We start from the raw sequence: 12,560 nt of genomic DNA on the forward strand, positions 1-12,560 counted from the left end.
ATGATCTCTCTTTTTTGCGTTATCTCAATTACTTCACGATTTCTACTGTCTTACTGGGCGGTATCCACAGTACCCTTGCGTCAAAATACTCTGAAACATAGCGAAGGGGTACCAGGACGCGTCCTTGCACAAGCACTGCAGGGGTATCTGCATCTGACAGCTGCTCGCCCGTCTGCAGTATTAATTCTTTGCTGTCTAATGTAATCTTAACTGTTTTTGTTTCTTGAAGCCATTCTACTTTTGCACCAAGATTTTCTGCTACAAATCTTACAGGAACCATGGTACGGTTGTTAATAATCACAGCGGGTACATCCAGTTCACTTTGTTTTTCATTGACAGTCATTTTATCATGGTCTACCTGTATCTGTATTTTTATTAACTGTTCTGCTCTCAATATGCCATAGTTACTGAACCGATCTGTATGGAAATCATATTTTTTTGTATCCCGATGGTAGCTGCCGCCTAATCTAACGGGTGTAATATCTCCATTCTTGTCTTCCTCATAGCGTATACCGGTCAGATTTCCGATGCTTTCCTCAGTAAGTTTGATTTTTGATAAATCAAAGGTCACCTTTACCGGTTCCTGAAAGTCTTTGATTTCCTCGGTAGTTGTAATATCCCCTTTATCATTTGCATATACGATTTTTACCGTTAACGCTACGACTTTCCCTCCGATTTCAAAGAGTCCGGATGCACTGCCGATACCGGCTTTCTTTAAAAGATCCTTTTGTTCATCCTCTGTTAACTCTTTGATTCCGATTTCAAGAACAGCATCCTTTTCGCTCAGGTGCTCTTCCAGCTGCCCAGTCATTAAAGACTGCTTGCCAAACTCCAATTGAATCCCATCTTTTATGACCATTAAGTTTTTATCTTTCTCTGCTAAATCAGCAATGGTCTTCAGAGATAAATAGGCCTTTCCATTGCTCTGTTCTCCCAATAACAGCTTTGCTTCTCCTGTCTTGGCCAGCATATCAGCTAATGCTTTTTCATCAGCTTTTTTTGCTTCATGGACATTAATGGAAGTCTCCGGCTGTGTAATGATCCCTGCTGCACCGCCAGGCACTTCATTGGGATTGGTGCTGTACCACCAAGTAACCTCATCCCCCTCGCCGAGGATCGTTTCAATCGCTGCATTTCCAGGTACAGAACCATTTACCATATACATCCATCCCTGTAATCCCTCATTTTTTTGACCTGCTATCTCATTCACCATATTGCCGGAATAATTATAAGAAAGACCTGTTTTATGCAGGGCATTTACGGGAGTATGTTTATACTTGTCATTTTTATGGAGCTTTACGGTACCAGGTCCATACAGCGTCTCCTTGTTCTTGCCGATTACTTTTACCGTTACAGAAATTTCATCGGGATTGGTATTTCCATCGCCAGGGCTTCCGCCATTGTTTTCATCTCCCAAGGAGCCTACCACTCCGCCCATCATTAAGCAGGCATCCAAAGCCCAGGTATTGCTCATGATGTTTTTCGATGTTCCAAAGGTACCGTCCTCATTGGCAGCATGATCCAGTATATAATCTACAGGCCCTTTGCCGTCTTTTAGCCAGTTGTTCGGATCTTCATTTAACAGCTTTGAAATATATATAACCTCTGCCGTATTGATCAGCGGATCATCCCAATCGGTCTTAAAACTGCCGTCATTCTCCTGATTTGACTTTAACCACATAATTCCCTTGTCCATAGCCTGTTGAAGGTCTTGCACTACACTCGCATCCCCTACATAATGCTTCAAATATACAAGTGACCGGACGGCCTCCGCTGTAGTCTGAAAATCCGGCCAGTCTGCGGGCCATGCCCCTGTAGTGCCGTCTTGTTCCCCTAATATGTATCCGACAGCCGCTTCAATATCTATTACTTGTATATTTCCGCTTCTTCCCAAGGCTTCAAAGGCAGGCATATTGCTGAATACCGTGTATAAGCCATCCTCAAATGCACCATTCGCTGCATTGGATTGTCTGCCTTTTAAGATATCAAGCAGTTGATTTGCTTTCTCCGTTTCACCGATTTCTTTCATTGCCAGGTATCCATAGGCAAGCTTCTTAGCCGGACTGGATGGATCTGCCAGAATCGTATCGGCTAATTCAATGGCTGCATTTTTCATAGACTTTTCATTATATTTCCATGCGTCAGTATCAATACCTGCCCGCTGCAAGATATAGACATCGTAAAGATTAAAATTATTTCCGCTCCCGTCTACAAGGCTTCCTTTTTCATAAAGAGATTTATTATTCTTAGCCGCCAATGTGGCTAGTTGGGACGCAGTATATCTTGGCAGGTGGCCTGAGTCTTCTAAAATCCTATAGGCCTCTGCAGCATAGGTATTGCTCATGATATTGCCCATTCCAAAGACACCGTTCTCTTTTCGTGCATTGTTCATCATATAGTCTACAGGTCCTGCACTACCTATCTTCCAGCCATTCAGCTCTTCATTCAGCAGTTTTAACATACAGATGACTTCCGCAGTATTCACAACAGGGTCTTCCCAGACTTCTCCAAAGCTGCCGTCAGCATTCTGCTGCTCTTTCATCCATTTTGTTCCTTTTTCGATAGCTGTCTGTACCTTTACCTTTTCAGAATCTGCTGCATAACTTTTAAAATACTCAAGTGACCGAATGGCCTGAGCTGTGGTCTGGAAGTCCGGCCAATCTGCCGGCCATGCTCCTGTAGTATTTTGCTGTTGACTAAGGATGTACGCAATGATCTTCTTTGCCGCTTCAGCATCATAGTTCATTTTCGCTCTGCCCAAGGCTTCAAAGGCTGGTATATCACTAAATGCATTATCGTCAAAGGAACCATTTAGTTTTTGTTTCCCTTTCAAAACTTGAAGCAGTTGATCCGCTCTATCTGTATCTCCTAATTCTTTCATCGCCAAATATCCTTGGGCAACTCTCTTCGCTGGACTGGATGGATCAGCTAAAGTAGTATCCGCCAAAGAAACTGCGTTATCTTTCATAGACTGTCCATTATAAACCCATGAAGTCACCGTTTCTCCTGCTTGGCTTAAAATATAAATATCATAAAAACCAAAGGTATCATATCCGCCCCCATCGAAAGAAACACCGCTTTCGAATTTAAGCCTGTTATTATCCATAGCAGTCTGTTTCAGTTGGGATGGTCCATAGACCGCTGCAGCAACAGCTTGGCCATCCTCAAACCCTTCGATTCCAAAGGGCAATATGGGTGCCAATAAAATCGCCATCATCACAACCAGCATTAGCCTGGATACCCAGCTTTTGTTTTTCTGCTTCAAAAAAATTTTCATCGTGTTTCCCCCCGCATTTCACTCTTCAAGTATTTTTTATTGATTGGATAAATCCATCATTTCCTGATAGGCGTCACTGCCGGCTTTTGATCCGAGGATGTTTTCCCCTTGCGTAATCTGTCAAATATGGAAGCTTCATTCTGATAATCTGCAAGGGCCAGGACGCCATGCCATGTGGCCATATAGTTCGTCTTATTGATAGATTTTAGATGTTTAAAAGAGCCATCCTTTAAGCGATATTCCAGCAGTTTGTTGTATAGGGTTTTATTAATATCCAAACCTAACTTTTTTCTAGCTAAAATATACCAGGCATAGGCCTCACAGCTTTCTCTTTTTCCCAGGTTCTTTTCTAAATAATCAACAGCTTTTTTTACTTCATCAGACTTACTGTCCAATCCTAAAGCACTATAAGCAACAAGGGCCATTGCCGTCATGTCCAAGTCGGAATTTTTATCTCCCGTGAAAATGGCAAATCCTCCATCGGCATTTTGGTTGTCTTTCAGCCATTTTAAGGCCCTGTCACGGTTATAACTGTCATACCCTGCCGTATAGAGGGAAATAATCCCCCAAACATGGGCCCCTACATTATCTTCCCCTGTTCCATCAATGGCGTCAGCAAATTTTCCGCTTTTTCGCTGTGCTCCAGCAACCTTTTTTGCAACAGCATCTGCATCTTGTCCCAAGGCCAGCGCTCCCAAAATGTAGCTCTCATAGTCAGTGGTCATGTCAGAGTTTACCTTTTCCAAGGATTTCCCCTTTAGATCTCTTCCATAGGCATGCAGCGCTAAGATTCCCCAATGATCCACCTTCTGCTTTTCTAAGTAGCTGACTGCTCCTCCTAGATCCAGTCCATAAGAAACGTTGCCCATCATCAGTATTAGGGCCATTGCAACAATCAAAACCCTTCTCATATAAATGCCTCCTTTAGTCTAATTTCTCACAAGGTATTTCTGAATAAGACAGTCGATCTTTAAAACGAATCAAAATATTCATAAAGTCCTTGCCCAATATGTAGGCAAAAGCAAAGTTTCCCATAGCATGCATCAAATCCAAATAGAAGGATGCGGCATACACAGCTATGAAGCTTTTCAAGTTTAAAGGATATACAAAAAACAACCAATGCCATAAATTCATAATATAATCAAATAAAAACCCCCAGCAAAATGCAAAGACAGCCAACAGCAGCCGGGATGGATTTGGAACTATTTTTTTAATAAGTCCCGCGCTGCAACCGGCCAATCCCCAGGCCAGCATCTGCCAAGGGGTCCATGGCCCATGCCCTAGAAAACTGTTTGACACAAGGGCCGCTGTAGCACCTACCAAAAAACCATAGAAGGGTCCAAATACAGTACCCGATAAAATGACTAAAAATGTGGTCGGCTGTACATTCGGCAGGGCCGCAAAAGGCACTCTGGATATTCCGGCTAGTCCGGATAAGGTGGCTATAATAGCAATTTCTTTTACATATCCCCTTCTTTTCTCATAAAAGTAAAAAACCGAGAATAAGGACACCATTAAGATCGCTACTGACAATATTCCATAGTTCATGTTACATGACTCCCTTTTTTAATAATGGATTTACTGCATATAATGCATCCTCTTGGGTAAGAATCCGGTCATAGCGTCCTTTAAAAAGCTTATTCATTTGCGTAGTGTAGTACACACCGGAAGTCAGCACTTCATATTTCCCCCCCAGCTGTGCTATGCTGCCGTCAAACATGAGGCAAACCTGATCACAGAATTTTGACACAAATTCAACATCATGGGTAACGATCAGCACTGTTTTTCCTTGACCCTTCAGGTCTGCTATAATATTTCCCATCCGCTCCTTTAACTCTCTGTCTAACCCTCTTGTCGGTTCATCAAGCAGAATAATTTCCGGTTCCATAACCAATATGGAAGCAAGTGCCACTCTTTGCTTTTCTCCACCGCTTAAATCCCTGGGGTTTTTTTCCTTATATATTTCGATGTCCAGTGCTTTTAGAATCTTATCAATCCTTGAATAATCCTTTATTTTCTTGTTATCTAAAGTAAATTTTAACTCCTCATAGACGGTATCATTAAACAAATAATCATTAGGATTTTGAGAGAGATATCCAATCGTTCCCCTTATCTCTGTCTTTCCATGGGTTGGCTTTACAAGTCCGCATATGTTTTTCAGCAGGGTAGTTTTGCCGCTTCCATTTTCCCCCATAATCGCTAATACTTCTCCTTCTGAAACCTTCAGGTCGATCTCCTTGAGCGCCTTTTTTCCATTCTCATATCGGAAAGAAAGCTTTTGTAAAGAAATTATTTCTTTGGCATTTGGATGCTTGCCTGAAGGTATTTGCATTGCCGGGTTTTCCTTCCCTAATAAGCGGTGCAGTTCTCTTCTTCCGCTTTTAATGGTCAAAGGTATTTCACGAATACCCAGCTTCACAAAAAAATCTGCAATCGAAGGTAGAAACTTTTTTTGATGCAAAGCATTCCAATGGCAAAACCGATTGGGGGCACCATCAAATACCAGTTCACCCTCCTCCATAAAAAGAATTCTATCGGCCAAATGAAAGCATCGATCGATTCGCTGCTCTATCAGTACGATGGTATATCCCAATTCCTCATTTAACCTTTTGATAATCTGAAGCACTTCTTCTGCTGTAGTCGGATCTAACTGAGAGGTTGGCTCATCCAATACTAAAAACCTATATCCCATAGACAGCGTAGCTCCGATAGCTACTTTTTGCTTCTGCCCGCCGGAAAGCTCATAGTTCTTTTTATCTCGAATATCCCACATGTTTAAAAAGCTCAGTGTCTCCAATACCTTTTTTCTCATCGTTGCATATTCTTCTCCAATATTTTCTAAACCAAAAGCAATTTCTCTTTCTACCTGATCCATTACCAATTGTTTCTCTGGATCTTGAAATACCATTCCTACAGAAGCAGAACTTTCAATCGTGCCTGCTATTTTTCCTCCATAAAACTCAGGCACAATCCGGTTAAAAACCCTGCCTAAAGTGGACTTTCCAGAGCCTGATTTTCCAAGCAACAGAATAAATTCTCCTTCCCTTAGGGTTAGTTGAATATTCTTTAGCGCCGCCTTTTCCTGTCGCGGATAATAGTAGGTCAAGTCCTGTATTTTAAAAACTTCCATTTCTTATTCCCCCAGATTACTAAAAGACTCGTTGCCAACACAAAATCTATAATCAATAAATAGCGTATATCCCCAGCATAAAACGGTTCCAGTTCCGGATAAAAAACATATCCGCCTCTACCGGTTGTCAGTCCGTAAACCAATAAAAATGCCATTAAAAAACTGATTCCATTAAAAAGGTAGTCTACCGCCTTTATATGTACCCGTGCATAAGAAGTTCTTTTACCGATGCCATAGCTTCTGGAATGAAGGGCTTCTGCCCGGTCCAAAGAACCTTCCAGCGAAGAAATCAAAATCACCTTCAACACAGGATAATAAGCTTTTATCTTTTCGTTAAGTTTTTTTGCCTGAAAATTTACCCCTCTCAAAACCATTACATCTTTGACTCTAAGCAGCTCTATTTTTAGCCGGTGGATAATATTTACCGTTAGGGACAGGGTCAAAGTTAATTTCTGCGCATGCTTTGAAAAAAAACTGAAGGTTTCATCCCGATCCGTCATCATTCCATAGAGGACAAATAAAAGAAAAATGCAAATCAGTTTCAGTCCCATATTCGTACCGTAGGCTATCGCTTCCATAGTTATTTTTACTCTTCCAAACACTGGGATCTTAGGCGTCCTATACAGTATGGTCCTTCCGCTTTGAGAAACTAAAGGATTGATAATCAAAATCAGCAGCCCGTTATATAACCCCAAGATGATGGCGCTCTTTGCTTTCTCGAACTTCCCAATGCTGCAAAACACTGCCAGTATAAAGCATAAAATAGAGACAATATATAGGGGATGCATATACAGTAAGATCATGCTCAGTAAAACAAATTGAAAGATTATCATTGTAAGAGGATGCAGCTTTATCATAAAATCACCTAATTTGTTCTTGGTATAGATACTAAGTTCTCTTCTGTTACAATTAAAGAATACATCCCGTTTATACTTTCCGGATTTTCATAAAGGATTTTAGCAGCTTTTTGAATGCAGTTTTCATCGTTTCCCGTAATCATCCAAAGAGATGCTGTAGACCCATAGTGTTTGGGAACAGAAACAATCACTGCAGCCTTTTCATATTCACCGGCTGATTCGCCTGTAAAACTCAGTGCTTTTATTTTCCGATCTATTTCAAAGTATAAACCGGCTTTGCTTTTATTTTGGTAGATATCCTTGATAAAATCATTTTTAATCATTTGCTCCCAGGGGCCAATAACAATTGTATGCTTGTTTTCATCCTCCAGATGGGCTTCAATCCCTGCCATAATCTGCGTATGTGCTCCCTGTTCCTTTAAAAAAACATCTATTTTCTTTGCCTGCTCTTCATATTCTAAAGCATATTGAATCTCTGTCTGTAAAATGTTTCCGGCAAAACCATTTACAAAGTTGTTCGGATAAGCTCCAATAATACTGGACATAAAGGCATCACTGCTCCAGTCATGATAGTCCCAAATAACGATATCTCCTGGGAGCAGGTCATAGTCATTTGCACCGATCTGTGCTAATAAGCCATTTACATAATAGAACCAATCCATCTTTTGTCTGTTTTTCTTATCCGTAAAGCCTGACTTTAATCCATTGATCCCATTAACAAAGCCGCCTCCATAAGCAGTTTCTATATCAAAGTACTTTTCCATCACATCCATCACAGTTGTATCTTTGTCAAGATTCACTGTTTTGCTATGTAGTTTTTCTTTTCCAAAATCTCGGGTAATGATAATCTCTACGGTTCCTGTTTCCTGGTTCTCTGGCTGGCTGCAGCCCCCCAGCAAAATCACCAATATTAATAAGAATGAGAATATCCTTGCTTTTTTCATAAAAACCTCCATAGATAATATTCATAGAGCCCATTTAAAAAATCCTCTCCGAAAAGGGAGAGGATTTTCACATATGAGTTCAACGGCTGATATATGAGGAAATCTATTCCCTCATATAGAATGCATTCGTCATTGAAATAGCATATATGTCTTCAATCTCTCTGAGTCGGAAATCTATTGAAGAGCATCATGCTAGGTCTTCTGGCTCCCGGGTCATCTTCAGATTAGGTCTTCCCGTTCTTTCCTCATCAAAGATTGAGTAATAAACGGTGACATATTCTAATCCTCATATCCGGTTACAGCTGCGACTACAGCAAGGGGATTTCACCCTTTTCCCTTAACATGACAAATCTGCTAAATTAATACTAGTTTACCACTAAATTAATACCTTATCAACCTTTTTAGCTTATATAAATATATTCACGCTTCAAAACCTTTCCAATAATTATATTGACGATTCTAAAAATGGATGCTATAATGAATCTTAACTAAATGAAATGACTTCAATAGGTCCCGTATAGGGTTAATAGGGAAGTACGGTGCGATACCGTCACAGCCCCCGCTACTGTAAATGATGACAAAACCTCACTAAGCCACTGTATCAATGGGAAGGCCAGAGGGAGTAGAGTGATTCATGAGTCAGGAGACCTGCCTATTGCTAAATGTTACTACCTTCGGTGGGAAGGTCAGGCGTTTTATGTGATAGATTTTCTCTATACATATGATCAAAACCCTGTCCTGTGACAGGGTTTATTTTATTTATCTCATGCTTATACTAAGGGTCTCAATTCCCTTATTATAATACTAGTTTTGATTTCAAACAATTCTTTCCTCTATTTTCAAATCCCTCGGAATCGAGGGATTCTTTTTTTGAAATTAATCAGACACACACAAGAGCTGCACCTACAGTTCCTCTCTATGATGCGTATCAGGCAATTTATCCTAAACCATTATTGGTATATACTATCTGCAAACTCAGGCAGCAGCCTGTAAATGGATTGGCCGATCTGCTCTTCAAAATAAGTTTTAAGCTCCAGTTCTTTTTTCCATTTGTGAACACTTAATTCGTTTACGCCTTTTTTGATGGCATTTTGGACCAAGCGTTTTTCAATAATACATAAACTAGATGGCAGTGCCAATCCATCACACAGCTGGATTAAATGATCATAGTCATCATAGTTTATTTTGGTGATAAAATCTTGAATAAAAGCAGTTTCAGCATCTGTGCAGTCATTTTCTGCCAATGCTTCCTCTACATCCTTCAGCAGAAAAGAATGGGTTAAGCAAATTCTTGCACATTCAGTACAGCCTTTTTTCATTAGATAATCGTATCCGTCTATAATATGTCGGAGCTTTGTTTTGCCTTCTCTTCTTCCTATATCATGAAGACATCCTAATATATAGGCTTTTTCTGCATCAAGTTTAGTGTAGGCCTTTGCGATTGCTTCTGCAGCTTTTGCAACATTTAGAGAATGCTCCACCCAGGGTCCAGGGTTTCTTTGCCCTGCTTCCAACAGCATTTCTAAAGCTGCTTTTCTACTTGGTATAGACATACTTTCATTTCATCTCCGTTTCTTTGCATAAAGGTGTGTCCTTCCCTATATTTTCAGTATGCCTAAACTCCATAAAATTATTTCTGTAATAAAGCCGCTTCTACTGCATATTGGGCATGGATCGTTGTCGTATCAAAAACTTTTACCCCGCAGTCCCCCTGTTGGATCAACAGTGGAATTTCTGTACAGCCCTTCCCACCCCTTGTAAATTAGTCAGATTTTGATCGTATTTTGTTGTTATCCTTTCTATAATATTATTGAAACGCCTCAGGCGGCAATTCCTGCAATTTTCAACTCTCTGAATAATCATTTTTTGTTAGTATATTTTATTATTGCAATCATATACTAGCCATAAGAGCATAATACTAGTAACAGTTTCAGCTTTAGATGTAGATCAACCGCTTGCTAGATTATGTTCTTTTTTCTATAATTGTTCATACTTCTTTCATTTTTTCCTCACAATTTTGGTTTAGACTTTACTTATAAAGCAATTTAAATCATACCCCCTTTTTTTATATAGGGCTCTCGCTGCCAGTGAGGGCTCGTTGTGATTTTTGCTCTTGATATCCTATAAAATAGCTGGCTTGAGAGAGCATAAAACAAAAAAGAAAGAAGCTGCTCAAAAGTTCAATGAACGAATGAACAGCTTCTAGATATTTTACTGCAATGTGGTCAATGACTATTGTATATGCCTTAGACCTCTTATATTTCAAGGCTTATAGGACTGATTACATCATTCCTGGCATTCCGCCGCCCATCGGAGGCATTGCTGCACCTTTTTCATCTTTGATATCTACTACTGCAGCTTCTGTTGTTAACAGCATCGCAGATACGGAAGCAGCATTTTGAAGTGCTGAACGGGTTACCTTTGTTGGATCTACGATACCAGCTTCGATCATATTTACATACTTTTCGTTTAATGCATCAAAACCTACGCCTACTTCGCTGTTTCTTACTTTTTCAACAATTACTGAACCTTCTAAACCTGCATTGGCAGCAATTTGTCTTACCGGCTCTTCCAATGCACGTCTGATGATCATTGCACCTGTCTTTTCATCTCCGGAAAGCTCTCCGACAATTTTTTCAACTGCTGGGATTGCATTGATTAACGCTATACCACCACCGGATACCATACCTTCTTCTACACCAGCTCTTGTAGCATTTAATGCATCTTCAATTCTTAACTTTCTTTCTTTTAATTCAGTTTCAGTAGCAGCACCTACTTTGATTACTGCAACGCCACCAGAAAGCTTTGCAAGTCTTTCTTGCAGTTTTTCTCTATCGAAATCAGAAGTGGTTTCTTCGATTTGTGTCTTGATTTGCTTGATTCTATCTTTGATATCCTGTGCATTTCCAGCACCATCAATGATTGTTGTATTTTCTTTATCAACCTTTACAGTGTTTGCTCTTCCAAGCATATCCACAGTAGCAGTTTTTAACTCTAATCCTAGTTCTTCAGAAATTACTGTACCACCTGTCAGAATCGCAATGTCTTGAAGCATTGCCTTTCTTCTGTCGCCGAAGCCAGGAGCCTTCACAGCTACACACTCGAAAGTACCTCTTAATTTATTTACGATCAATGTAGCCAATGCTTCGCCTTCAATATCTTCAGCAATGATTAACAGCTTTTTACCCTGTTGAACGATTTGCTCAAGAACCGGCAGCAATTCTTGGATATTTGTGATCTTCTTGTCTGTGATTAAGATATATGGATTTTCTAATACTGCTTCCATTTTATCTGCATCAGTTACCATGTAAGCAGATACATAACCTCTGTCAAACTGCATTCCTTCAACTACCTCTAAGGATGTATCCATGGATTTGGATTCTTCTACAGTGATTACACCGTCTTTTCCTACTTTTTCCATTGCCTCGGAGATCAAGCTGCCGATGCTGTCATCACCGGCTGATATGGACGCAAGCTGTGCAATTGCTTCTTTGCTCTCTATGTTCTTAGAAATCTTCTTGATCTCTTCTACTGCTACGTTTACTGCTTTTTGGATACCTTTTTTTAAGATCATTGGGTTTGCGCCGGCAGCAACATTTTTTAATCCTTCACGGATAATTGCTTGTGCCAATAATGTAGCTGTTGTTGTACCATCTCCAGCAACATCATTTGTCTTTGTAGCTACTTCTTTTACCAGTTGAGCACCCATATTTTCATAAGCATCTTCCAGTTCGATTTCTCTTGCAATGGTAACACCATCATTGGTAATCATCGGAGAACCAAATTTCTTGTCAAGAATTACATTTCTTCCCTTTGGTCCTAATGTAACCTTTACTGTATCTGCTAATTTATTTACACCAACTTCTAATTTTCGGCGTGCATCTTCGCTAAATTGAATTTCCTTTGCCATGTTTATCTACCTCCTAAAATAAAGTTTTGTAATTTACTCAACGATTGCTAAAATATCATTTTGTTTTAAAATTGTATACTCTATGCCATCGTATTTGATCTCAGTACCGGCATATTTTGAGAAAATTACCTTATCTCCTGCTTTTACTTCCATTTTGACTTCTTTTCCGTCAACCACTCCACCTGGTCCTACTGCAACGACTTCAGCCATTTGTGGCTGTTCTTTTGCTTGGGATGGTAAAACAATCCCGCTCTTTGTTTTTTCTTCAGCTTCTAATTTCTTAATAACAACTCTGTCTCCTAATGGTTTAACGTTCATTAGAAACCCTCCTTGTGTTTTATGTATTTTGGTTGTAAATATATTTTTTCATATTGTTAGCACTCACTGTCGTTGAGTGCTAATCACAATTATACTCTAATATATCTTACTTATATATGCAAAC

The 12,560-nt window shown here is 39.9% G+C and carries 9 protein-coding genes and 2 riboswitches; all 9 genes read right to left on the bottom strand.

Annotated elements, in window-relative coordinates; all coding sequences use genetic code 11:
• Positions 1–28: 28 nt before the first annotated feature.
• Positions 29–3,277, bottom strand: coding sequence for a stalk domain-containing protein (locus tag Gferi_RS10240; protein WP_069976119.1), 3,249 nt, complete (start codon positions 3,275–3,277; stop codon positions 29–31).
• Between the two features lie 56 nt (positions 3,278–3,333).
• The gene (locus Gferi_RS10245) at positions 3,334–4,188 is read right to left on the bottom strand and encodes a prenyltransferase/squalene oxidase repeat-containing protein (protein WP_069976121.1); all 855 of its coding nucleotides are present in this window, start codon (positions 4,186–4,188) and stop codon (positions 3,334–3,336) included.
• A 13-nt stretch (positions 4,189–4,201) separates the two neighbouring features.
• A complete protein-coding gene (locus Gferi_RS10250) occupies positions 4,202–4,825 on the bottom strand; it encodes an ECF transporter S component (RefSeq protein ID WP_069976124.1) in 624 nt (207 codons plus the stop codon).
• A 1-nt stretch (position 4,826) separates the two neighbouring features.
• Positions 4,827–6,407 carry an ABC transporter ATP-binding protein gene (locus tag Gferi_RS10255; RefSeq protein ID WP_069976125.1) on the bottom strand — a complete coding sequence of 527 codons (1,581 nt, stop codon included), beginning with the start codon at positions 6,405–6,407 and terminating at the stop codon, positions 4,827–4,829.
• Positions 6,380–7,264 carry an energy-coupling factor transporter transmembrane component T gene (locus tag Gferi_RS10260; RefSeq protein WP_069976127.1) on the bottom strand — a complete coding sequence of 295 codons (885 nt, stop codon included), beginning with the start codon at positions 7,262–7,264 and terminating at the stop codon, positions 6,380–6,382. Before Gferi_RS10260 ends, Gferi_RS10255 begins: the two co-directional genes overlap by 28 nt.
• Positions 7,265–7,272: 8 nt before the next feature.
• Entirely contained in the window at positions 7,273–8,208 is a 936-nt protein-coding gene (locus tag Gferi_RS10265) for a DUF4430 domain-containing protein (RefSeq protein WP_069976129.1), read from the bottom strand.
• A gap of 176 nt (positions 8,209–8,384) precedes the next feature.
• Positions 8,385–8,594: riboswitch (cobalamin riboswitch) on the bottom strand.
• 105 nt (positions 8,595–8,699) lie between these two features.
• Positions 8,700–8,878, top strand: a riboswitch (cobalamin riboswitch).
• A gap of 280 nt (positions 8,879–9,158) precedes the next feature.
• On the bottom strand, positions 9,159–9,761 hold the full coding sequence (locus tag Gferi_RS10270) for an HD domain-containing protein (RefSeq protein ID WP_069976131.1): 603 nt from the start codon (positions 9,759–9,761) through the stop codon (positions 9,159–9,161).
• 728 nt (positions 9,762–10,489) lie between these two features.
• On the bottom strand, positions 10,490–12,118 hold the full coding sequence (gene groL, locus Gferi_RS10275; RefSeq protein WP_069976133.1) for a chaperonin GroEL: 1,629 nt from the start codon (positions 12,116–12,118) through the stop codon (positions 10,490–10,492).
• Positions 12,119–12,151: 33 nt separating this feature from the next.
• On the bottom strand, positions 12,152–12,436 hold the full coding sequence (groES, locus tag Gferi_RS10280) for a co-chaperone GroES (RefSeq protein WP_069976135.1): 285 nt from the start codon (positions 12,434–12,436) through the stop codon (positions 12,152–12,154).
• Between the last annotated feature and the right edge of the window lie 124 nt (positions 12,437–12,560).

Source organism: Geosporobacter ferrireducens (genome assembly GCF_001750685.1).
Classification (GTDB): Bacteria; Bacillota; Clostridia; order Peptostreptococcales; family Thermotaleaceae; genus Geosporobacter; species Geosporobacter ferrireducens.

What these genes read in the sequence shown, in the direction of transcription:
- Gferi_RS10240 (WP_069976119.1), bottom strand. Translation starts at nt 3,277, where the DNA reads ATGAAAATTTTTTTGAAGCAGAAAAACAAAAGCTGGGTATCCAGGCTA.
- Gferi_RS10245 (WP_069976121.1), bottom strand. Translation starts at nt 4,188, where the DNA reads ATGAGAAGGGTTTTGATTGTTGCAATGGCCCTAATACTGATGATGGGC.
- Gferi_RS10250 (WP_069976124.1), bottom strand. Translation starts at nt 4,825, where the DNA reads ATGAACTATGGAATATTGTCAGTAGCGATCTTAATGGTGTCCTTATTC.
- Gferi_RS10255 (WP_069976125.1), bottom strand. Translation starts at nt 6,407, where the DNA reads ATGGAAGTTTTTAAAATACAGGACTTGACCTACTATTATCCGCGACAG.
- Gferi_RS10260 (WP_069976127.1), bottom strand. Translation starts at nt 7,264, where the DNA reads ATGATAAAGCTGCATCCTCTTACAATGATAATCTTTCAATTTGTTTTA.
- Gferi_RS10265 (WP_069976129.1), bottom strand. Translation starts at nt 8,208, where the DNA reads ATGAAAAAAGCAAGGATATTCTCATTCTTATTAATATTGGTGATTTTG.
- Gferi_RS10270 (WP_069976131.1), bottom strand. Translation starts at nt 9,761, where the DNA reads ATGTCTATACCAAGTAGAAAAGCAGCTTTAGAAATGCTGTTGGAAGCA.
- groL (WP_069976133.1), bottom strand. Translation starts at nt 12,118, where the DNA reads ATGGCAAAGGAAATTCAATTTAGCGAAGATGCACGCCGAAAATTAGAA.
- groES (WP_069976135.1), bottom strand. Translation starts at nt 12,436, where the DNA reads ATGAACGTTAAACCATTAGGAGACAGAGTTGTTATTAAGAAATTAGAA.